21 protein-coding genes and 2 tRNA genes are annotated in these 21,905 nt (G+C 64.5%); 13 read left to right on the top strand and 10 right to left on the bottom strand.

The features are described from left to right. Window positions 1-5: 5 nt before the first annotated feature. On the top strand, window positions 6-176 hold the full coding sequence (locus tag ACFULT_RS25530; RefSeq protein ID WP_378482879.1) for a hypothetical protein: 171 nt from the start codon (window positions 6-8) through the stop codon (window positions 174-176). Then, window positions 176-1,570 carry a tyrosine-type recombinase/integrase gene (locus ACFULT_RS25525; protein WP_378482878.1) on the top strand — a complete coding sequence of 465 codons (1,395 nt, stop codon included), beginning with the start codon at window positions 176-178 and terminating at the stop codon, window positions 1,568-1,570. Before ACFULT_RS25530 ends, ACFULT_RS25525 begins: the two co-directional genes overlap by 1 nt. On the opposite strand, the gene ACFULT_RS25520 is transcribed toward ACFULT_RS25525, so the two are convergent. Further along, window positions 1,567-2,427, bottom strand: a complete 861-nt coding sequence (locus ACFULT_RS25520; protein WP_378482877.1) for a hypothetical protein — start codon at window positions 2,425-2,427, stop codon at window positions 1,567-1,569. The two genes, ACFULT_RS25525 and ACFULT_RS25520, sit on opposite strands and share 4 nt — an antisense overlap. A gap of 49 nt (window positions 2,428-2,476) precedes the next feature. Continuing rightward, complete coding sequence (locus ACFULT_RS25515) at window positions 2,477-3,163, bottom strand: DUF5343 domain-containing protein (RefSeq protein ID WP_378482876.1); 687 nt, start codon at window positions 3,161-3,163, stop codon at window positions 2,477-2,479. 245 nt (window positions 3,164-3,408) lie between these two features. Here ACFULT_RS25515 and ACFULT_RS25510 point away from each other — a divergent pair. Then, window positions 3,409-3,468, top strand: a tRNA-Ser gene (locus ACFULT_RS25510). 86 nt (window positions 3,469-3,554) lie between these two features. Here ACFULT_RS25510 and ACFULT_RS25505 read toward each other — a convergent pair. Next, window positions 3,555-4,052, bottom strand: coding sequence for a MarR family winged helix-turn-helix transcriptional regulator (locus ACFULT_RS25505; protein ID WP_037104653.1), 498 nt, complete (start codon window positions 4,050-4,052; stop codon window positions 3,555-3,557). Between the two features lie 115 nt (window positions 4,053-4,167). On the opposite strand from ACFULT_RS25505, the gene ACFULT_RS25500 reads away from it, so the two are divergent. Beyond that, a complete protein-coding gene (locus ACFULT_RS25500) occupies window positions 4,168-5,109 on the top strand; it encodes an NADP-dependent oxidoreductase (protein WP_378482875.1) in 942 nt (313 codons plus the stop codon). Window positions 5,110-5,116: 7 nt separating this feature from the next. Here the strand turns inward: ACFULT_RS25500 and ACFULT_RS25495 are convergent, their stop codons facing one another. Further along, window positions 5,117-5,593, bottom strand: a complete 477-nt coding sequence (locus tag ACFULT_RS25495) for a DUF1707 domain-containing protein (protein ID WP_378482874.1) — start codon at window positions 5,591-5,593, stop codon at window positions 5,117-5,119. A 97-nt stretch (window positions 5,594-5,690) separates the two neighbouring features. Here ACFULT_RS25495 and ACFULT_RS25490 point away from each other — a divergent pair, with 97 nt between their 5' ends. Then, complete coding sequence (locus ACFULT_RS25490; protein WP_378482873.1) at window positions 5,691-6,254, top strand: PadR family transcriptional regulator; 564 nt, start codon at window positions 5,691-5,693, stop codon at window positions 6,252-6,254. Here ACFULT_RS25490 and ACFULT_RS25485 read toward each other — a convergent pair. Beyond that, window positions 6,220-6,810 (bottom strand): class I SAM-dependent methyltransferase, encoded by a 591-nt coding sequence (locus ACFULT_RS25485; protein ID WP_378482872.1) that lies wholly within the window; start codon window positions 6,808-6,810, stop codon window positions 6,220-6,222. The two genes, ACFULT_RS25490 and ACFULT_RS25485, sit on opposite strands and share 35 nt — an antisense overlap. Before the next feature lie 72 nt (window positions 6,811-6,882). Here ACFULT_RS25485 and ACFULT_RS25480 point away from each other — a divergent pair, with 72 nt between their 5' ends. Further along, entirely contained in the window at window positions 6,883-8,016 is a 1,134-nt protein-coding gene (locus ACFULT_RS25480; RefSeq protein WP_378482871.1) for a 3'(2'),5'-bisphosphate nucleotidase CysQ, read from the top strand. Here the strand turns inward: ACFULT_RS25480 and ACFULT_RS25475 are convergent. Further along, on the bottom strand, window positions 7,989-9,221 hold the full coding sequence (locus ACFULT_RS25475; RefSeq protein WP_378482870.1) for an erythromycin esterase family protein: 1,233 nt from the start codon (window positions 9,219-9,221) through the stop codon (window positions 7,989-7,991). The two genes, ACFULT_RS25480 and ACFULT_RS25475, sit on opposite strands and share 28 nt — an antisense overlap. Window positions 9,222-9,273: 52 nt before the next feature. Between ACFULT_RS25475 and ACFULT_RS25470 the strand changes: the two genes are divergently transcribed. Further along, the gene (locus ACFULT_RS25470; RefSeq protein WP_378482869.1) at window positions 9,274-10,098 is read left to right on the top strand and encodes a TioE family transcriptional regulator; all 825 of its coding nucleotides are present in this window, start codon (window positions 9,274-9,276) and stop codon (window positions 10,096-10,098) included. Here the strand turns inward: ACFULT_RS25470 and ACFULT_RS25465 are convergent. Continuing rightward, on the bottom strand, window positions 10,028-10,948 hold the full coding sequence (locus tag ACFULT_RS25465; protein ID WP_378482868.1) for a hypothetical protein: 921 nt from the start codon (window positions 10,946-10,948) through the stop codon (window positions 10,028-10,030). The genes ACFULT_RS25470 and ACFULT_RS25465 overlap by 71 nt on opposite strands. A gap of 34 nt (window positions 10,949-10,982) precedes the next feature. Then, window positions 10,983-11,055 (bottom strand) — tRNA-Arg (locus tag ACFULT_RS25460). Between the two features lie 122 nt (window positions 11,056-11,177). Between ACFULT_RS25460 and ACFULT_RS25455 the strand changes: the two genes are divergently transcribed. After that, a complete protein-coding gene (locus ACFULT_RS25455) occupies window positions 11,178-13,574 on the top strand; it encodes a phosphoketolase (RefSeq protein ID WP_037104667.1) in 2,397 nt (798 codons plus the stop codon). Here the strand turns inward: ACFULT_RS25455 and ACFULT_RS25450 are convergent. Together ACFULT_RS25450 and ACFULT_RS25445 are read right to left on the bottom strand one after the other, a co-directional pair. Next, the gene (locus tag ACFULT_RS25450) at window positions 13,567-14,274 is read right to left on the bottom strand and encodes a DUF305 domain-containing protein (protein ID WP_037104669.1); all 708 of its coding nucleotides are present in this window, start codon (window positions 14,272-14,274) and stop codon (window positions 13,567-13,569) included. The two genes, ACFULT_RS25455 and ACFULT_RS25450, sit on opposite strands and share 8 nt — an antisense overlap. After that, a complete protein-coding gene (locus tag ACFULT_RS25445) occupies window positions 14,274-15,188 on the bottom strand; it encodes a DUF3105 domain-containing protein (protein WP_037104672.1) in 915 nt (304 codons plus the stop codon). Before ACFULT_RS25445 ends, ACFULT_RS25450 begins: the two co-directional genes overlap by 1 nt. 219 nt (window positions 15,189-15,407) lie before the next feature. Here ACFULT_RS25445 and argS point away from each other — a divergent pair, with 219 nt between their 5' ends. Genes argS through thrB form a run of 5 tightly spaced genes read left to right on the top strand, consistent with a single transcriptional unit; the run spans window position 15,408 to window position 21,781 of the window. After that, the gene (gene argS, locus ACFULT_RS25440) at window positions 15,408-17,060 is read left to right on the top strand and encodes an arginine--tRNA ligase (RefSeq protein WP_037104673.1); all 1,653 of its coding nucleotides are present in this window, start codon (window positions 15,408-15,410) and stop codon (window positions 17,058-17,060) included. After that, window positions 17,057-18,478 carry a diaminopimelate decarboxylase gene (lysA, locus tag ACFULT_RS25435; RefSeq protein ID WP_019667265.1) on the top strand — a complete coding sequence of 474 codons (1,422 nt, stop codon included), beginning with the start codon at window positions 17,057-17,059 and terminating at the stop codon, window positions 18,476-18,478. The genes argS and lysA overlap by 4 nt, the downstream gene beginning before the upstream one ends. Beyond that, window positions 18,475-19,773, top strand: coding sequence for a homoserine dehydrogenase (locus ACFULT_RS25430; protein WP_019667266.1), 1,299 nt, complete (start codon window positions 18,475-18,477; stop codon window positions 19,771-19,773). The genes lysA and ACFULT_RS25430 overlap by 4 nt, the downstream gene beginning before the upstream one ends. After that, on the top strand, window positions 19,770-20,837 hold the full coding sequence (gene thrC / locus ACFULT_RS25425; RefSeq protein WP_019667267.1) for a threonine synthase: 1,068 nt from the start codon (window positions 19,770-19,772) through the stop codon (window positions 20,835-20,837). The genes ACFULT_RS25430 and thrC overlap by 4 nt, the downstream gene beginning before the upstream one ends. Window positions 20,838-20,854: 17 nt before the next feature. Next, on the top strand, window positions 20,855-21,781 hold the full coding sequence (gene thrB / locus ACFULT_RS25420) for a homoserine kinase (protein WP_019667268.1): 927 nt from the start codon (window positions 20,855-20,857) through the stop codon (window positions 21,779-21,781). The last annotated feature ends 124 nt before the right edge of the window (window positions 21,782-21,905 follow it).

The following is a 21,905-nucleotide window of genomic DNA, read 5'->3' as shown; positions in this document are numbered from 1 at the left end:
GCCCAATGCGCATACGCGACGAGCGCGCCCGCCGTCAGGCTGCGGAAGACCGTCTCTTCGTTGAGACCGCCGGTAGCTACGCGGCGTCGCAGTCCCGCCAGGACGACCCGCTCCGGCCGATCGCCACGCGCGGACCAGACATCACTTTTACCGACGAGGAACTCGAGGACTTCTAATGGCCAGCATCCGCAAGATCACCAGCAAGCGCACCGGCAAGGCGGTGTATCAGGTCAAGTACCGGACGCCCGACGGCAAGCAGCGGACCAAAGGTGGTTTCGGGACGAGGAAGGCTGCCGAGCTCTATGCGACGAGCGCCACCTACACCACACAGCGAGGGCAGACCTACGACCCAAAGTCGGGCGGGGCTACGTTCCGCGACGTCGCGGACGCATGGTTGGCCAGCCGCGTCGATCTCAAGCCGAGGACGCGCCAGGGCTACGCCTACATCCTTAACGCCCGGGCCGACCTAGACCGCACGTTCGGCGGGTACCCGCTCAACAAGATCACACGGGTGCTGGTAGCCGAATGGATAGCTCGGCGCACCGCAGAAGGCAAGAGGCCATCGACCGTCCGGCATCAGTACTTCATTCTCAAGCAAGTGCTGGACCAAGCCATCGCCGACGGACGGCTCAGCGCAAACCCGTGCGAGCACGTCACCCTGCCCACCGAGCGGACCGCCGTCGCATCGACGGCATCGTCGGTGGACGGAGTGGTAGATCCGGCGCAGTTCCTCTCGGCTGGCCAGGTGTCGGCGTTGGTCGACGCAACGCCGTGGCCGTACAACGTCACGGTGCACGTAGCCGCGTGGACCGGTCTCCGCGCTGCCGAGCTCGCCGGACTGCAAATCGGCGACCTGGACCTACCCCCGGAGAACCGGCCCAACGCACCCGGCGCGGTGCACGTCCGCCGGACGGTGTTGGTAAAGTACGGGCCGCTCGCCGAGGGCGAACGGAAGCCCGGTCGGCGGGCGGGGGAGCTGCAACCTGAGATCGTCTACGACACACCCAAGACGCGGGGGAGCCGTCGCCGGGTGCCGCTGACGCCCGCCACCGTCGCAGTGCTCCGGGACTACCTGGCAGTGCATCCACGGGCTAACGAGCTGGACGCGCCGTTGTTCCCGGCGTGCAGCTTGCGGGCCATCACGCCGACCGGGAAGGCCGCGCCCACCCACGCGGACGGACGGCGGATGTCGCCGGCGGAACAGGCCGCAACCGCCACGGTGGCCCAAGCCGAAGCCCGCCTGGTGCTTGATTGGACCGTGCCCCTGGTGCACCGCAACTTCTACGGCGCGGTGTACCGGCCTGCGGTGCTGCGGGCAAACCTCAACCGCGCAAAGCTGTTGCCTAACTTCAGGTTCCACTCGTTACGCCACACGTACGCCAGCCTGTGCATCGCTGCGGGCATCGCGCCGTTCAAGCTCAGCAAGTTCATGGGACACGCCAACACGAACGTCACACTCGGCGTGTATGCGCACCTATTCGAGGACGACCACACCGACGCCATGGCCGCTCTGGGAGCAGTGGGACGACTCACCCGCGCGGATAACGTGCTACCGCTGCGAACGGGTTAGTCACCCTCAGATTTGTAGATCGAGTCAGCGAGGCTTTCGAGCACTGCGATATCGTCTGCAATCTTCTGTAAGTCATCAACCCTCGTACCGTTATGTTCTGCTCTCGTCAGCTGATCCCTGCGTCGCCTAAGTACTCGCAATTCAGTCTTCAAATTCTGGACAGAGTCGGTGCTCTTCCTCGGGGTTTGATTGCTGCTAGTTCCAGTTTTCAGCGCAATAGAAGGTGGGAGCAGCGGGGTGTCAGAAATCTCCGGCCTAATGAAGGAGGGCTGTTTCGTTAACGTTCGTATCAAGGGAATATAAGAGTCAAAGTCATCTGGATCGATCGGGTAGTAGTTTAGTCGCCGTAAGTCGCGTGGTATGTCCGCGGTCTTACCGCCAGGTAGAATAATGAACTTTACTCGGCGCTGAAGCTCGTCCTGATCGTCCTGGAACATTCCCTTCAGTGCATCGGCCTCGCCAGCTGCACCAGCGCCCACAGTCGGGTCGTTTGTTCCAGCCCACCTCTCACCCCATGCCTTGGATATTACAACGAGTGTGAAGTCGCATTGGTCGATTTGCTTGGGGCCAAACCGAGTCCAGTCAATGACCAGCTCATCAGAGTGATACAGGTCAATGTCCGCATCGATCCCTCCTGGATTTCGGAGAGTGGCTGTAAAGCTTAGTACGGTGTCACGCCACTCGTCAGCTTGCTCGTCGGACCACCCGGGATTGCGATGCGCCCAAGAGATCAAAGCGGAGACACGTTGTTTCTCGGGTGGATTGGTCGGGAGTGTCTCTTGGGGCTTGGTTGACGAGGCCCTTCCATCAGACTCGACGTCGGATGACCTTGAACCGGAAATATCAGGTTCTTTCATGCCCTCCGCCGCGTTTCGTACCCTTCGTAAAATTTCCCGAGATTGTGGTTCATCCATTGAGGTGTTTCCGAATTCCTGCGAAAATTGCATCAATTTGGTCAGACGATGATTCAGGGGAGATGTGAATTTGCAAATTAACCTGCAACGAAACCCCATTTGATTTCGCTTCTGGAGTAACCTGCGCTGCTCTCGTAATGGGCGGAGGCGTCGGATCGCTAGTTTCTTTTGCACCCGTGCCGACTGGCGTCTTTGCTTTGTTATCGGTCGAGTTTCCTGCCGCTCTGGTTCGCTGCACGTATTCCGTCGTTGGCGGCTGTCCGCTTGCGAGCATTGCGTAAAATTTTGATTGAACTTTTGCAGTTCCAATGCTGGACCCGGCGTTGCGAGTGAACCACCCGATGAGTCGTTCTTGGTCGTCATCTGCGGGCTTAGGGAATACCTCTATGAGAGTCTCAGGATAGACTGCTTCAATCATTTTTTCGCAAGCGGAAGCGTAGTGATCGTCGCTTCTTAGATCTTTCCCGAGCTCGGTAAATTGGTTTTCACCGTCGATTAGTCCGAGATTCCTTAATTGTGGTTGTACGTTTTTGGCGTTCTTTTCCGAGATTCCCAGAATCGACTGTAGGTAGTCCAGGCTTACAGAACGTGGAGCGGTCTTAACCCATGCATTGCGCAGCGACGACCACAGGCCAATTGACAAGTAGGGGTAGCTGCGGCGGGGCTCCGTGTTAGTCATGCGGCTATTGCCTCTTCTTGTTTGACATTGGGAACCGTCATGGTACGAGACCGGTCGGTCTTTGGTCTGACGACACGCCGATCGTCTGCCGCGCCCCAGGGTGGGTATGTCGGTCTATGCCTGACAAGTACGTTCTGGTGCCGCCAGCTTTGGAGGTACCACGGAGGTACCGATGCTCAGAGCGTCGGCGCAATACTGCCGGATAGCGCCCTGGCCAGTGGCTATGCGCGCCGCGTTACCAGCGCGCGGGGTAGGTCAACCGGCCTGCAAAGCCGTTTACACGGGTTCGAATCCCGTCGCTCGCTCGAAGGAACCGCCAGGCGACCTGCCTGGCGGTTCCGCTTTTATCACCGTGCCTCGTCCGCCGGCTCATGCTTCTCGCTGGTTCTGCTCAGCGCTTCCGGCGTGCTGCCGCCGAGCGTGGGGGTGCTGTCCGCATGTGATCGCGGACCGGCGACAGGAGTTCTCCGAGCGCCCGGGTGTCCGACGGTGATAGTGACGAGAACAGTTGTTGCTGAACGATCTCGACGTGGCCGGGAATTACCTTGGCGATCAACGCCCGTCCGGAGTCGGTGACCGTGACGGCGACGCTGCGTTCGTCGTCGGGCGACGGTCCGCGGGACACGAGCCCCGCTTTTTCGAGCAAACCTGCCTGGTAGGTCAGTCCGCTACGGCTGTAGACGACGCCGTCGGCGAGGTCGGTCATGCGTTCGCTGCCCGACGGCGAGTCGAGGGCCAGGCGAGCGAGCAACTGGAACTGCACGTAGCTGAGGTCTCCGTCCTCCCTCAGTTGCTGCTCCACCGCGTGACGCAGCAGGCCGGCGACCTCCATGAGCGAGAAGTACGCGCCGAGTTGAACGGAGTCGAGGGCGGGCGGTTGTTCCGACATGAGGCCACTCTACAACTGCTTCGTATTCGAAAGACTTGCTTCGAATTCGCAACAATGCTAGCTTTGCGGTGTGCTTCGAAATCGAAGCACTTCGAGTTCGAGGAAAGGCAACACCATGAAGGCCATTCGCTTCCACCAGTACGGCGACGCCGATGTTCTGCGGTACGAGGACGTCGAGACTCCCGTTCCCGCAGCCGGCCAGGTTCGAGTTCGCGTTGCAGGCACCACCTTCAACGGTGTCGACGGAAATATCCGGGCGGGCAACATGCAGGAGCCGATGCCACTGACACTGCCGCACATCCCGGGTGTCGATGTCGCAGGAACCGTCGACGCGCTGGGCGACGGAGTCGACGATCAACGAGTCGGGGACCGAGTGATCGGATTCCTGCCGTTCGTCACGGACGGTGCGTCAGCAGACTTCGTGGTCGTCGACGCCGACGCGCTCGCTCCGGCGCCGACGTCGATTCCGCTCGCCGATTCGGCAGTGCTCGGCGTGGTTGGACTGACTGCGTGGCAGGCTCTGTTCGATCACGCCGAGCTGAAGCGCGGACAGCGCATCCTGGTGAACGGCGCGGGCGGAGCCGTCGGTGGGTTCGCCGTGCAGTTGGCCCACGAGGCAGGCGCGTACGTCGTCGCGACGGGTCGTGCGTCGGAGACGGAGCGCCTGAGGAAGCTCGGTGCCGACGAGGTCGTCGACCACTCGGCGGTCGACGTCGTGGTCGCGCTGACGACGCCCGTCGACGTTCTGGTGAACTTCGCGCCCATCACGCCGGACCTGTTCGGCGCCCTGGCAACCCGAGTCGCGGACGGCGGCGTGGTCGTCAACACCACGGTCTGGATGCCCGCGCCGAGTGACGAGGCGCGCGGTGTTCGCGGCATCGACATGTACCTCCGCAGCGACGCCGCGCAACTGTCCGAACTCTCGACGCGTGTCGACCGAGGCGAGCTCGTCGTCGACGTGGCCGACCGAGTTCCGCTGCGCGACCTCGCGACGGTGCACGCCCGCGCCGCAGCGGGGAACCTGCCGGGCAAGGTCGTCGTGATTCCTGGTTCGTGACGTGGTGTCAGCGACTGGTGCAGCCCATCGGCATGCCGGTGACCCGGTGCAGTGCCAGCATCGCGCCCCATGGACCGATGACCCATACCGGCCAGGGGTAGAGAAAGTTCCCGGTGGCGACCGAGGTGACGGCCCAGATGGTGAGGCACAGGACTCCGACGCTCGCCCACGCCAGCAGTTCGCGGCTCATCGGTGGGCGTTGCGGGGACTGCGGCTCGATCGGTGTCGAGGCAACAGGTGTCGAGGCCACCGCTTTCGAGGCTATCTGCTTCGAGGTCGCAGGTGCGGGGAGGTCGCGGAACACGTCGTCGAGGTCGGCGTGCGTGACGGCGGCGTAGGCCTGGGCGGCGCGTCCGTCGAAGTCGTCGATCGTCAGGCGGCCGGACGCCACATGGCTGGTCAGGAGGTCGACGGCGGCATCGCGGTGCGCGTCGGACAGGCGGGTGTTCGAGTTCGTTTCACGGACGTTCGGTTGGTACGGCATCTGCACTCCAACTCCGGACTGACGTTCCATTGTGGACTGTCGGTGTGTCCAGCATCGACCTACCACTGTGGAATGTCAAGGTGTGGGAGCATGACGTGTGCCCGAAACACCACCGTTGAACGCGACCGCGGCGTCACTGCTCGGGTTTCTGCATCGCGGCCCCATGACCGGCTGGGACCTTCATGCCACTGCCGTTGCCTGCATCGGCGGCTTCTGGACCGTCACGCGGAGTCAGGTGTACCGAGAACTCGCGGCGCTGACGAAGCGAGGCTTGGTCGAGGAAGGCGCGGTCGGTGCCAGGGCTCAGAAACCGTTCACCATCACCGACGACGGGCGGGTCGAGTTCGCCCGGTGGATCGATCGGGCTCCCGGTGAGGAGAACATCCGACACCCGCTGTTGTTGACTTTGGCGTTCGGCGAGCATCTAGCCCCGGGGCGGGTGGCGGGGATACTGGCCGACCACCGACGTCGGCACGCAGACACCCTGGCTCGCTATCGGGAGCAGCGCGCCGCGTCGGACGGCGCGACTGTCTTCGACCTGGCCACATTGGATTTCGGGATCAGGTACGAGCAGGCGACACTCGACTGGTTCGATGCACTACCCGACCAGCTTCAGGCCGGGAGCTTCAGGCAAGAAGCTGAGCCGCCCGCGCCACGGTGACCGCCCAGTCGGAGTCCGATCGCCACGGCCGCAGATCCCAAGTGCCGAAACGATGTTCGACGATAAGGCCGGACGCGGCGAGATCGTCGTCGAACTGTCCCACGGTGTACTCGCGATCGGTGGCGAACCCTGCGACGAACACGCCGCCCGGCGTGAGATGCGCTGCGATCCGCTCCACCGCAGTGCGTTCGGTCCCGGGCTCCATGAACACCATCACGTTCCCAGCCGCGGCGACTGCGTCGAACGTCCCACCGAGGTCGAGCTGGGTCAGATCGGCCTGGTGAACGGTGATGTCGGGGTTCAGGCGGGCTGCGTCGACGAACACCGGGTCGAGGTCCACTGCGGTCACCCGATGTCCGCGACGGGCGAGCTCCGCGCCGAGACGCGCTGTGCCACATCCCGCGTCGAGGACCGAACTGCCCGGCGCGAGCAGCGCGTCGACCATGCGTGCCTCACCGTGCACGTCGACGCCGCGAGCCTCGAGCCGAGCGAACCTGTCGACGTATTTCCTGGACTGTGCCTCGTCGTTCTCGGTCTGCCAGCGTGTCGGAGCCATGGTGGACACTCTAGGCGGCCGCTGCGCACACCTCCGCCACACGATCGAGCGCAATCGTGCAATGGTGAACCCGTGAGTGCATCTTTTACACCCGAAGACGACGCGCGGTTCGCGGCCGACGTTGCGCAGGCTGCAGGCAGAGTGCTGCTCGACATTCGTGCGCGCGAGAACGGAACAACGGAAGGCCGCGAGCTCGGCCGCCTCGGAGATGCCGAGGCAAACCGGCTGATCCTGGCCAGATTGAGTGCCGATCGGCCGGGCGACGCCGTGCTGTCCGAGGAGTCCGCCGACGATCCGGCTCGGCTCGACGCGCAACGCGTCTGGATCATCGACCCACTGGACGGGTCACGTGAGTACGGCATTCAGGGGCGCGCGGACTGGGCCGTCCACGTCGGACTGTGGGAGGCCGGGAAGGGGATGACCGCGTCCGCAGTCGCCCAACCTGCTCTCGGAGCCGTCTATTCGACGGTGAAAACGGGGCAGCGAGCACCGTCGAGCGGCAGGCTGACCCTCGTCGTGAGCGACAGTCGTCCGCCCTACTACATCGAAGCGGTCGCCGGCGACGTCGGTGGAGATGTCGTCACGATGGGATCGGCCGGGGCGAAGGCGATGGCCGTCGTCCGCGGGGACGTCGACGCGTACGTGCACTCGGGCGGTCAGTGGGAATGGGATTCGGCTGCGCCAGTGGGCGTTGCCCTCGCGGCAGGCCTGCATTGCTCACGCATCGACGGAACGCCGTTGCTGTACAACCAGTCTCATCCCTACCTCCCGGATCTGCTGATCTGCCCCACCGAACTCGCAGAGCCGTTGCTGGCGAGCATCGCTCGGCATGCGACGAGGCAAGCAGACACCGGGCGCGTCGCGATGGCACGCGAATACATCAAGGCCTTGACGAGTCACGACGCCACCAAACTACGCCTCGCGGAAGGATGTCGACGCGTCGAGAACGGCGACGTCACCGGGGAGAGCGGGCAACACATTCGTGACGACCTGGAACAGTCGTCGCGGTACCGTCGCGTCACCGCAGTACGTGACGTGGACATCGAGGAGTGGGAGTCCTTCGTCGTCGCACGGTACCGAATCGAACTGGACGACAACACGACACTGTCCACGGTCGAACATTTCGCCATCCCCGCCGGCGACATCACGGCCATCACGACGATCGTCGTTCCGGATCGTCAATCGGTCGATCCCGCGGGACCGTAGCCGGTCGAATGATCTGCGTCGTCGACGAAAAGCAAGCCGTCGTTGTCGACGAGGTGATCGGGGTCGAGCGGCGCATAACCGAACCACGGTGACACGCGGGCGTCGGGGCGCTCGGGTCCCAGTGCTTCGGACAGGGTGCGCGTGTCGACGAGGCTCCGCCCGGAACGCAACGAAAACAGATGGCCCTCTACGGTGTTCGGCAACGGCGGGCCGACGTCGTGGCGCTCGATCGTGCCGACTGCGGTCGGCAGAAAAGCGAAGTCGGCGCCGAGCCGGGCGTCGACGAGGGCGCCCGCACTCCACCATTCGATCGAGCCCTGCCACATCTGCATGCTGCTCTTCCAGCGTTGGAGGTGGCTGTTGTGCGCCGATACCAACGTCGGTCCCCGCTCGGCGAGTGCCAGGAGGTTCTCCGCCATCATGGAATCTCGTAGGCTGCACAACCTTGTCATGCGTGCCGCGGAGCCGTCCGCCATCCAGTAGTGGTAGCGCAGTAGACCGATGGCGGTCCGAGCACACAGGTGTGCGTCGAACCAGGACTCGCGGGCTGTCACCGCGCGGAGACGTGGCGCCTGCATATCGAGGAGACTCGCCAGATCGTCTGCGACGAGCCGCAATTCGATGGCTTCTGCACTGCGTCCGAAGGACCGTGACGGGGAGTGCATCGCATCGGGATCGGTCCATCGCTCGTCCGGACCGAGCAACCGATCCAGAGTCTCACCGATGACGGGGATCAGATCCGATTGCACCCAACGGGCGAGGTAGGCATGGAGTTCGGTGAGTGCGTGCCGTGGGCTGGCTGCCGACGCCATCTCCAGCGGTGCATCGAAACCAGCGAATCGGACGGCCTCGGAGACCGGGTGCCGACGGTTGTGCTCACGCATCCACTGCACGAGCTGCCGATTTCCGTCCAACGTGCCCCACTCGTGGCTGAAGCCGTGTGTTAGAACGTGATCGAGCGTGCCGACGCCGCTCACGACGTAGTCGTCCACCAATCGACCCATCAGGCAGTCGCTTTCGATGGAGATGGTGCGGTAGCTCTCGTTCTCGACGAGTTCGCGGAAAAGGTCGTTCCGCAGTTCCAGGAGTCCATGAGTGCCGTGGGTCGGCTCTCCGACGGCGAGCAGTTGCGGCCGGGTGCCCAGCAGTTGGACGAGGGAAGACCCTTGGGCTGGATGGACGACGTGGTCGATCGAAGCAGGCATACAGTGAACGCTATCGTTGAACCGTCCTTTGAAGCTTTGAAAGGATCCTGCCATGTCGACCACCGAAAAGCCTCGATTGCGTCCCGTCGACCTGGCTCGCGAACACGGGGTGTCGACGCAGGCTGTGCGTAATTACGAGGATGCCGGAATACTTCCCGCGGCCACGAGAACCGAGCACGGTTATCGGACGTACACGCCGATGCACGCGCACGCCTTGAGGACGTTCCGAGCTCTCACTGCGGGGCACGGTCACGCGATGTCGACGGCCATCATGTGCGCCGTTAATTCCGATGACGTCGGCTCCGCGCTCCAGATGATCGACGACGCACACGCACAGCTGCGCGAAGAACGTGCAACCCTGCGGTCGGTCGAACATGCTCTGGCAGGAGTGGAGCCTGCAGGAACGACTCGAGGGGGAGTGGAGCCTGCAGGAACGACTCGAGGGGGAGTGGAGCCTGCAGGAACGACGCCCGCCGGGTTGTTCATCGGCCCGCTTGCTCACAAGCTGGGTGTCGAGCCCGCGACCTTGCGCAAGTGGGAGCGCGCCGGTTTGGTGAGACCCGACCGTGACAGGAAGACGGGGTATCGCGTCTACGCCGAGTCCGCGGTACGCGACGCGCAGCTGACCCGGCAGCTGCGGCGAGGAGGGTTTGCGCTGAGCCGGATTGCGCCGCTGATTGCTCACGTTCGAAGCGCGGGCGGGGTGGAACCGCTTGCGGATCTGATGGACGACTGGCGCGGCCGGATCCATGCTCGCGGGCGCGCGATGCTGACCGGTGCCGCGGAGTTGGACAGGTACCTCGTGCTCAGGAATCCTGACGGTCCAGTTCGTCCAGAGCTGCCCGTTGCTCCGCCGTCCGTGCCTGTGCATCGGTGAGAATCCTTCGTAGACGGCGGGATTCGCGCTCGGTCGACTTCTCGTCCTTTCTGGCGTCGGCTTCGTGCTCTTCGGCATCGTGCAACTCGGAGCGCAGCTGAGCCAACCGCTCCTTGATCTCGGTCAGCCGGGTCGACGCCGCCTCGGCTGCGGCGTCGGCGACAGCGGCGGCGTTCTCGGCTGCCTGCTCGTCCTCCCGAGCCTCCTCGAACCGTTCCCTGGCCTCGTCGAATCGCTTCCGAGCCTCCGCTTGCACCTCCGCGGTCCTGGCGGCTGCCTCTGTGTCCTCCTCGTGCGTCGCCTCGTCCGGCTGCTCGGATTCGGCAGTGTCGGTGGATGTGGTCGGTTCCGGGGCCAACGACAGCACGGCGGGGCCGAAGCCGCTGTAGGACTCGGCCGTCACCACTCGTCCCGCGCGTACACGCTCGGCGACATCGGGATCTGCGAGTGCGGCACCGAGGGTCTGACCGACTTCGCGGGCCGCGTCCTCCGTGGTGGTCCGTCCGCGATCGGCGGCGATCTCGACGGCACGGGCGGACAGGGCGCGGATCGATTTCTGACGGTCCGCCGACAGTTCTCGGAGGTCCCCGGCGGCCGATCGGCGCTGGGCGTCGCGAAGCCTGTCGCCGAGGTCGAACAGATCTGCCACGTCCTCGGGTTCTTCGCGGACCAGGAGATTGACCATCCATCCGACGGTCGTTGGCTTACGGAGCTTGGTGATCGCGGCCGCTAGTTTGCGGTTGCCCGAGTCCTTGGCGGCGGCAGCAGCGGATGTGCGAGCGGCGACGAACTCGGCCGGATCGACGGAATACAGCTCGGCTGCAACGTCGTCGAGTTCGGCGGAGGACATGTGCGCAATTGTTGCACCGTGCGGCAAGAATATGTGCCCCCGGCAGGATTCGAACCTGCGGCCTTTCGCTCCGGAGGCGAACGCTCTATCCCCTGAGCTACGGGGGCGCGCCGAGACGAAGAAAACCTACGTATCCGGCGTGCCTGTTGGGCGGCTCCAAGACTAGCGCATTGCAACCGTCACCTGAAATCGCACCTGGTGTTAACGGAAGAGGAGGACAGTCGAGGGCATGACCGACTACGAGTATTCGGACGACGCTCTCGATCTCGACCTGGCGTGGTGGTCGGCAGCGAACTATCTGACCGTCGCGCAGATATACCTGAAGGACAACACGCTTCTGCGTGAGCCGCTCGACGCGTCGCACATCAAACCTCGCCTGCTGGGGCACTGGGGGACAAGCCCGTGCCTGTCGATGATCTACACCCTGCTCAACCGTCACATCAACGAGACCGACACCGACTGGCTGTACGTGACAGGCCCGGGACACGGCGGACCGGCCCTCGTGGCGTCGACCTATCTCGAAGGGACGTACACCGAGATCTACCCGCACGTGTCCCGCGACGCGGACGGAATACGACGCTTGTGCCGTCAGTTCTCCGCTCCCGGCGGGATACCGAGTCACGTCAGCGTGCAGACGCCGGGCAGCATCCACGAGGGCGGCGAACTCGGCTATGCACTTGTTCATGCGGGCGGAGCAGCATTCGACCGACCACAGTTGACGGTCGCGTGCGTCATCGGTGACGGAGAGGCAGAGACGGGTCCGCTCGCGGGCTCCTGGAAGCTCCCGGCGTTCCTGAACGCGCGACGCGACGGTGCGGTGCTGCCGATCATCAACGTGAACGGCGCGAAAATCGCGGGGCCGACGGTGTTCGGCCGGAGTCGCGACGAGGACATCGTCGACTTTCTGCACGGGCAAGGATGGGAACCCGTCGTGGTGGCCGGTGACGATCCACGTGTGGTGTTCCCGGAACTGCTGCGCGTGCTTCGTGAGTCGCATCGGAGAATCCGAGCGATCCAGAGCGCCGCTCGAACCGGTGAGCCCGAGACCGGTGCCCGATGGCCCGCGATCATCCTGCGCACACCCAAGGGCTGGACGGGCCCTCACACCGTCGACGGTGTCCTCGTCGAGGGCACTTTCCGGGCGCACCAGGTGCCCCTGTCCGGTGTCAGGACCAACCCGGAGCACCTGGCGCAGTTGGAGACCTGGCTGCAGTCCTACCGTCCCCATGAACTGTTCGACGGCGACGGAACCCTTGCCCCGCAGATCGCCGCGCTGGCTCCGGCGGGGGACAAACGAATGGGGTCGACGCCGTACGCCAACGGCGGCCGTCTGCTGCAACCACTACGCATCCCGCCACTCGAGAACTACGAGATCTCGATCGAGTCGCCCGGCGCAGGTTTTCACGAGACGACGAGGGTGCTCGGTGAGTTGATGCGCGACATCTACGCGGGGAACACCTCGGACGACGGTGGAGGAAACTTCCGGTTGTTCTCGCCGGACGAAACCTCGAGCAACCGCTTGGCTGCGGTCTTCGAGCAGACCGACCGCTGCTGGCAACTCCCGACGGAGGACTGGGACGACCACCTCTCACCCGACGGACGTGTGATGGAGGTACTCAGCGAGCACCTGTGCGAAGGGTGGCTCGAGGGCTATCTTCTGGCGGGAGGCCACGGACTGTTCGCGAGCTACGAGGCATTCGCGATGGTGAGCGTGTCCATGATGATCCAGCACGTCAAGTGGCTGCAGCACGCCGCCGATCTGCCGTGGCGAGAACCGGTGGCGTCGCTCAACGTGCTGCTGACCAGTACGTGTTGGCGCAACGACCACAACGGGTTCAGCCATCAAGGACCAGGCATGATCGACGCGGCGATTCCGCTCTCGCCCGAGGTCGTGCGAATCTGGCTACCACCGGACTCCAACACCCTGCTGTCGATCGCCGATCACTGCTTCCGCAGCAGGGACCACGTGAACCTGATCGTCGTGGACAAGCAACCTCACCTGCAGTATTTGACGCTCCAACAGGCGGCCGAGCACTGTGCCGCGGGCGCGTCGGTGTGGCACTGGGCGGGAACGGAAACCGAGTCCGCCGGGAGCCCCAGCGAACCCGACGTGGTGCTCGCCGCAGCGGGTGACGTACCGACCCAGGAAATCCTCGCCGCCGCACAGATCCTCGCCGAGTGGGTTCCCTACCTGCGTGTCCGCGTCGTCAACGTCGTGGATCTGATGGCACTGGTGACGCCGGGGGACCACCCACACGGGTTCACGCACGAGAAGTTCGTCGATCTCTTCACCGCGGACACCGACGTGGTGTTCGCGTTTCACGGCTATCCCCGCGCGGTGCACGAACTACTGCACGGCAGGCCGAAGGTCGATCGGTTCCACGTACGCGGCTTCAACGAACAGGGCACGACCACAACGCCGTTCGACATGGTGGTGCTCAACAGAATGAGCCGCTACCACCTTGTGCTCGAGGCCCTGCGTCGGTCGAGGCGGGTACCGGAGCGCGGCGCAGAACTGGTGTCGTACTGCAACGCCCAACTCGAGCGGCATGCGACCTACGTCGTCGAGCACATGGAGGACATGCCCGAGGTCGCGGACTGGACGTACTCGCCGACTCTCAGTTAGTACCGAGGGGCTGAGCACCTTTGTCGGCGAGCATCTGTGTCATCAGGGTGGATTCGCTTTCCTGAGTCGAGATCATCGACTGAGCGAGACGAACGAGTGCAGGAGTTTCAGCGTGATCCGCCGCGTATTCCATCATCGAGAGTCCACCCTGGTGGTGACGCAGCATCAGTTGCAGGAACATGACGTCGACGGCCGGTCCGGTTGCCTGGCGGAGGGCGGCAAGTTCGTCGCTGGTGGCCATTCCCGGCATTGCCGCGACGGGCCCCGTCGTCTCGGATCCGTCGGAGCCGGCTGACATTCCGGCCATCGAGTGGCCGTGTTCGTCACCGGTCATCCAGCCCATGTAGCCGTCGGTCCCGACGGGGGAGCGGTCCCAGATGGCGAGCCAACCCTGCATCTGGCCGACCTGGTTCTGCTGCGACGTGAGCATGTCGAACGCGAGGTTACGGACGAGCGGGTCGGTGGCATTGGTCATAGCGATCGACGACATGTCGATGGCTTGATTGTGGTGCACCGACATGTCCTGCGCGAAGCCGACGTCCACCGAATCGGATGCAGGAACGTTGTCGTTTCCGCCGAGGAAGTTCGTTCGTGCCAAGAATCCCAGAGCGAACCCGATTGCGACTGCGGCGACGACGCCGAGGGCCAGCAGAGCCACCAATTGTGGCCTGCTGACCCTCGGCTTCGTGGGAGCAGTCATCAGGAAGCGGGTGCCGGGGCTGCCGGTGCTTCGGTCGGGATCTGAAGGTCGCTCGGAAGCTGCAGGTCCGACGGCAGGCCACCGGTTGCGCCCGTCTCGCTGGCGTCGGGTGTGATGCCTGCGCCGTCCATCGGGACTGCGTCGGGTCCGGGTGCCGAGGCGTCGAACAGCGGTGGGTTGTCGGGATCGAATCCGCCACCGGGTACGGTCGCGCAGCTCGCACCGACCTCGGGGTACTGGTACCGGTTGAGCCGCAGCGCGGAGATGAACTGGTTCACTCGTTCGTCGTCGACACTGTCGACCTTGAGCTGGTGTCCCCAGGACTGCAGTGAGACGGGAGATTCCTGACCGGGGTAGGGCGACATCAGCATGTAGGTCTCACCGTCGACCTTGTCGGCGAGCACCTGGATCTGATCCTCGGACAACGCGTCGGGGTTGTAGGTGATCCACACGGCTCCGTGCTCGAGCGAGTGGACTGCGTTCTCGGTGCGGATCGCTTCCGGGTACACGACGCCGGTGCAGGTGGCCCACGTCGCGTCGTGGGGGCCGCCGAACGGAGGCGTCTGGTCGTAGGCGACGCGCTGCGTGGGGGACACGTGCAAGGCGGCCTCGTACGGCTGAACCACGACGTCGGCGATGTTCGACGATGGGTCCTGGTTGCTCTCGCTGGGCTCCCATCGCTGGGCTTCGGCGCGGTCCTGATACTTCGGGAAAAGGTTGATGGCCAGAGCCGCGATGAGGCCGACCACGACGACGACGGCTCCGACGGTCAGCCACGGGACCTGGCGGTTCTTGGGCGCGCCCGATTTCTTCGTCGCAGGGACGCCGCTGCTTTTCTTTGCAGCCTTGATGGCCTTGTTGGCTTTGGCTGCAGACTTCTTGTCCGGACCGCCGTTGTTGGAACCCGTGGGCATCGCTGTCGTCGCTCTTTCGGTTGTCGGAGGTGCAGTTGGGTGCGCAAAACTACTTGTGATCGCAGAGCGCCCTTACTGTACGGTCCTTGTCTGAGTGCTTGCTTTGAGGTGCCGCCAGTACAGGCTGTTGTCGCCTCAGGCCAGTGGTTGCCGACAGCCCCCGCCTCAGACCACGGGCGCCTCGTACCTCGGGCACCTCAGACCATAGGATAGACACCTGTGACTCCCGCCGACCTTGCCGAACTACTACGCGCGACCGCAAGTGCGGTGCTCGCCGACCGCGGCCTCGACGTATCCGTCCTGCCTGACAAGGTGACGGTCGAGCGCCCTCGCAACCCCGAACACGGCGATTACGCGACGAACGTCGCCCTGCAGGTCGCGAAGAAGGCGGGCGCGAACCCGCGTGAGTTCGCCGGGTGGCTCGCCGAGGCGCTGAGCGCCGACGTGTCGATCGCCAGCGCCGAAGTGGCTGGTCCCGGCTTTCTGAACATCCGTCTCGACGCCGACGCCCAGGGCGCGATCGTCGCGCAGGCACTCGACGCCGGTGCCGCGTACGGCACGTCGTCGACGCTGGCAGGCACCAAGATCAACCTCGAGTTCGTCTCGGCCAATCCAACGGGTCCCATTCACCTCGGGGGAACGCGGTGGGCCGCGGTCGGCGATGCACTCGGCCGCATCCTGTCGGCTCAGGGCGCCGAGGTGGTACGTGAGTACTACTTCAACGATCACGGTGCTCAGATCGACCGGTTCACCAACTCCCTGATCGCTGCGGCCAAGGGCGAGCCTGCTCCGGAGAACGGATACGCAGGCGCTTACATCCACGAGATCGCGCAGCAGGTGCTCGCCAAGAGCCCCGAGGTTCTTGCCATGGCCGATGTGCCGCAGGCCGAGACCTTCCGGTCGATCGGCGTCGAGCTCATGTTCGACCAGATCAAGAACAATCTGCACGAATTCGGCGTCGACTTCGACGTGTACTTCCACGAGAACTCGCTGTTCGAATCCGGTGCGGTGGAGAAGTGCGTCGAGTTCCTGAAGAACTCGGGAAGCCTCTTCGAGGACGACGGTGCGTGGTGGCTGCGCAGTACCGACTACGGAGACGACAAGGACCGCGTCGTCATCAAGAGTGACGGCAATGCCGCCTACATCGCCGGGGACATCGCGTATTTCCAGAACAAGCGCCAGCGCGGTTTCGACCTGTGCATCTACATGCTCGGCGCGGATCACCACGGGTACATCGGCCGTCTCAAGGCAGCCGCGGCAGCATTCGGTGACGATCCGAACACGGTCGAGGTGCTGATCGGCCAGATGGTCAACCTGGTTCGCGACGGTGTCGCGGTGAAGATGAGCAAGCGTGCAGGCACCGTCATCACCCTCGACGACCTGGTCGAGGCCATCGGTGTGGATGCGGCCCGCTACGTGATGGTTCGTTCGTCGGTGGACTCCAGCATCGATATCGATCTCGAACTGTGGGCGAGCGCGAGCAACGAGAATCCGGTCTACTACGTCCAGTACGCGCACGCGAGGCTCGCGTCCCTGGCGCGCAACGCCGCCGACCTGGGTATCAGCGGGGACGATCCGGACCTGAGCCTTCTCACGCAGGATCAGGAAGGCGAATTGATCAGGACCATCGGCGAGTATCCGCGGGTCGTCGCCAGCGCTGCCGACCTCCGTGAGCCTCACCGCATCGCGCGGTACCTGGAAGAATTGGCCGGCGCGTACCACCGGTTCTACGGCGCATGCCGAGTACTGCCACAAGGAGACGAGGAGCCAGGCCCCGTGAACACTGCTCGATTGGCATTGGGCAACGCAACCCGTCAGGTACTGGCCAACGGCCTGCGCCTGCTCGGTGTCAGCGCACCGGAGCGGATGTGAGCGCGCATCCGGCGGGTCCGAAGCACGCGGACGTACGCTCCCAGGACGGGCTCGCCGAACGCCCGAAGGTCGCTTCCGACATGACTGCTCTTCCCGAGCACGTCTACCCGCGCAACGCTGCTCGCGGCGACGACGGTGTGGTCACGCTTGCGGGTGTGCCGGTCACCGAGTTGGCCGAGCAGTACGGGACTCCGCTGTTCGTCATCGACGAGGACGATTTCCGTTCCCGCGCAAGGGAAATGGCGGAAGCGTTCGGTGATCCCGCACGGGTTCACTACGCCTCGAAGGCATTTCTGTGCGGCGAGATCGCACGGTGGGTGGCGGACGAAGGATTGTCCCTCGACATCTGCTCCGGCGGTGAACTGGGGATTGCACTCGCGGCGGGCTTCCCCGCTGAGCGAATTGCGATGCACGGCAACAACAAATCCGTCGCGGAGTTGACGGCCGGTGTTCGAGCGGGCGTGGAGCACGTCGTGCTCGATTCCATGATCGAGATCGACCGCCTCGACGCAGTCGCCGCGGACGAGAAGAAGGTCCAGGACGTTCTGGTTCGCGTGACCGTCGGCGTGGAAGCTCATACCCACGAGTTCATCGCGACGGCGCACGAGGACCAGAAGTTCGGCTTCTCCCTCGCCGACGGTTCGGCACTCGAAGCGATCAAGCGCGTGTTCGCGACCGACAACCTCCGCCTCGTCGGATTGCACAGCCACATCGGTTCGCAGATCTTCGAGGTCGACGGCTTCGAGCTGGCCGCGCACAAGTTGCTGGGCCTGCTGCGAGACGTGGTGGCGGAGTTCGGCGTCGAGAAGACGTCCCAGATCTCGACGGTCGATCTCGGCGGAGGAATGGGAATTTCCTACGTGCCGAGCGACGATCCGCCGCCGGTCGATCAACTCGCCGCGAAGCTGAAGTCGATCGTCGCCACGGAATCCGCTCTGGTGGGTCTTCCGGTGCCCAACATCGACGTCGAGCCCGGCCGTGCCATCGCGGGCCCGGGAACGGTGACGCTGTACGAGGTCGGGACCATCAAGGACGTCACCGTCGACGCGCAGACTCGTCGACGCTACGTGAGCGTCGACGGCGGAATGAGCGACAACATTCGCACCTCCCTGTATCAGGCGGAGTACGACTGCAGGCTCGTCTCGCGTGACTCCGACGCCGATGCAGTGCTCGCTCGCGTCGTCGGAAAGCATTGTGAGAGCGGTGATGTGGTGATCAAGAACACCTGGATGCCGAGCGATGTCGGCCCCGGTGATCTGCTTGCCGTCGCCGCGACCGGCGCGTACTGCTACTCGATGTCCAGCCGGTACAACTTGCTGACGCGACCCGCCGTCGTCGCGGTGAAAGACGGAAAGTCTCGGCTCGTCCTGCGCCGAGAGACACTCGAAGACCTGCTCAGCTTGGAGGTGCAGCCATGACAACGAAGCCGTTGGGAGTAGCCGTTCTCGGCCTCGGGAACGTCGGAAGTGAAGTCGTCCGAATTCTGACCGAGAACGCCGAGGACCTCGCCGCACGTGTCGGTGCACCTCTCGAGATTCGCGGCATCGCGGTCCGGCGAGTCGATGGAGATCGCGGAGTCGACACCGCGTTGCTCACCGACGATCCCGAGTCCCTCGTCGCCCGCGACGATGTGGACCTGGTCGTCGAGGTGCTCGGTGGTATCGACATCCCGCGCAAACTGATCCTGTCGGCTCTGGAGAAGGGCAAGTCGGTCGTCACGGCCAACAAGGCTCTTCTCGCGGAGTACACCGGCGAGCTTGCCGACGCTGCCGAGAAGTCACGCGCAGACCTGTATTTCGAGGCCGCGGTCGCCGGTGCCATTCCCGTCGTACGTCCGTTGATGCAGTCGCTTGCAGGTGACCGCGTCAACAAGGTCGCCGGAATCGTCAACGGCACCACCAACTTCATCCTGTCCGCCATGGACGAGACCGGCGCGGACTACGCCGAAACCCTGGCCGAGGCCGGACGGTTGGGCTACGCCGAAGCCGATCCCACGGCCGACGTCGAGGGATACGACGCGGCGTCGAAGGCTGCGATTCTGGCGTCCATTGCCTTCCACACCCGCGTGACCGCGGGGGATGTCTACCGCGAGGGAATCTCGAAGATCACCTCGGCGGACCTGGAGACGGCTCGCTCGCTCGACTGCACCATCAAGTTGCTGGCGATCTGCGAGCGCATCACGACGCCCAAGGGCAAGGAACGCATCTCGGCGCGTGTCTACCCGGCGCTCGTTCCGCGTGACCACCCGCTTGCCACCGTCAACGGGGCCTTCAACGCCATCGTCGTCGAGGCGGAAGCCGCTGGACGCCTGATGTTCTACGGGCAGGGTGCCGGCGGAGCCCCGACCGCGTCGGCAGTTCTGGGTGACCTCGTCATGGCTGCCCGCAACAAGTTCTACGGCGGCCGAGGCCCGCTGGAGTCGAAGTACGCGAAGCTGAAGGTAGCTCCCATGGGCGACATCCCCACGCGGTACTACGTCAGCATGCAGGTGGCGGACAAGCCAGGGGTCCTCGCGACCGTGGCGGCGGAGTTCGCCACTCGCGACGTCAGCATCTCCACCGTTCGCCAGGCCGGTTCGGGTGACGGGGCGAGGCTCGTCGTCGTCACCCACCTCGCCGCCGATTCCGCTCTGTCCGAAACCGTCTCGGCGTTGGACAAGCTCGACGTCGTCACCTCTGTAGTCAGTGTTCTGAGATTGGAAGGCACCGAATGACCGTGCATACGCCGTGGCCGGGACTGATCGAGGCGTACCGCGATCGTCTGGCGATCGGACCGGACTGGAAGACCGTCACGCTGCTCGAGGGCGGCACGCCGCTGATCCACGCCGAGCGTCTGTCCGAGATGACGGGCTGCGAAGTCCATCTCAAGGTCGAGGGCTTGAACCCGACGGGCTCGTTCAAGGACCGCGGCATGACCATGGCCGTGACGGATTCCCTTGCGCGCGGCCAGGAAGCGGTGCTGTGCGCGTCGACGGGCAACACGTCCGCGTCCGCTGCCGCGTACGCCGCGAAGGCAGGTATGGGCTGCGCTGTCCTCGTCCCGCAGGGCAAGATCGCGATGGGCAAGCTCGCGCAGGCAGTCATGCACGGCGCCAAGATCATTCAGGTGCAGGGCAACTTCGACGACTGCCTCGAGCTGGCGCGCAAGACCACGGCCGAGTTCCCGACCATCGGCCTCGTCAACTCGGTCAACCCGGTGCGCATCGAGGGCCAGAAGACGGCTGCGTTCGAGATCTGTGACGCACTGGGCAACGCGCCCGACGTCCATGCGCTGCCGGTGGGCAACGCAGGCAACATCACCGCCTACTGGCGGGGCTACTCCGAGTACTTCCGTGACGGATTGACCACGGTGAAGCCGCGCATGCTCGGCGTCCAGGCCGCCGGTGCTGCACCGCTGGTTCACGGCGCGCCCGTCGCGGACCCCGAGACCATCGCCACGGCCATCCGGATCGGCTCGCCCGCGTCCTGGAACGGTGCGGTCGCCGCGAAAGAAGAGTCCGGCGGTGCCTTCCGCGCGGCCACCGACGAGGAAATCCTCGAGGCGTACCGTCTGGTCGCGAAGACCGAAGGCGTCTTCGTCGAACCCGCGTCCGCGGCTTCCATCGCCGGCCTGATCGCAGCCCGCAAGGAAGGCTGGCTGGACAGCGGCCTGCGCGTCGTCTGCACGGTCACCGGCAACGGACTCAAGGATCCGGACACCGCGTTGTCCGGAATGCCGGTGGTCGAGCCCATTCCCGTCGACCCTGTCGCTGTGGCATCTGCGCTCGAGTTGGCGTAGTGGCAGAGTCTCGTTCCATGACGACGACACTGCCGCACGGTTTGACGGTCACGGCGCGGGTTCCTGCGTCGAGCGCCAACCTCGGCCCCGGATTCGACACCTTGGGGATTGCCCTCGGGCTGTACGACGAGATCAAGGTCACCACCACGGCGTCGGGTCTGAGTATTCACGTCGAGGGCGAAGGTGCCGACGACGTCCCGTGGGGACCTTCGCATCTCGTCGTCCGTGCCATCGAACGGGGCCTCGAAGCCGCCGGTGTCTGGGCTGATGGCTTGGACGTGGTGTGCACCAACGTGATTCCGCATTCACGTGGGCTCGGCTCGTCGGCGTCCGCTGTCGTCGGTGGACTGTCGGCAGCGAACGGTCTTGCGGCCAAACTGGACTCGTCGTTCGCATTGTCGGATGCCCAGTTGGTTCAGCTCGCATCCGAGTTCGAAGGTCACCCGGACAATGCGTCGGCGAGCGTCCTGGGCGGTGCCGTCGTCTCCTGGAGCGAGCCCGCGAGCATCACGCAGCGGACGTACTCCGCGGTGCGACTGCCCGTGCACCCCGATATCCACGTGGTGGCGTTCGTCCCCGCGGAGCGATCGTCGACATCGCACACGCGAGGCCTGTTGCCCGAGTTGGTTCCGCATCGCGACGCCGCGTTCAACGTCAGCCGCGGCGCGTTGGCCGTCGTCGCGCTCACCCAGCGTCCGGACCTTCTCATTCCCGCGACCGAGGACATGCTGCATCAGGGGCAACGTGCGAGCGCGCTCCCGGGTGCCACGGAATTGATTGCTTCACTTCGGTCCAGGGGAATCGCGGCTGTACTGTCCGGTGCCGGACCGACGGTCCTTGCTCTCTGCACCGAACCGTTCCCGCAGGACCTCAAGGACAAAGCCGTCGCCGACGGCCTGCGGGTCCTGGAACTCGACGTCGCCGACGGCGTCAGCACGTCCTGAGAAAACCTATCGTGACTCGCCGGTAGGTGCTTCTTGCCGACCGAGAGGATCGACGCTATCCTGAGGGTCGTCCGTACATCGTGCGCTTCAGACGCCGGTTTTCGCCAGGGCAATCACGTCATCG

Source organism: Rhodococcus sp. NPDC057297 (assembly GCF_042667435.1).
Lineage (GTDB): Bacteria > Actinomycetota > Actinomycetes > Mycobacteriales > Mycobacteriaceae > Rhodococcoides.
Note: the sequence above shows the minus strand (reverse complement) of the source record. Positions and strands in the feature narration are given on the sequence as shown.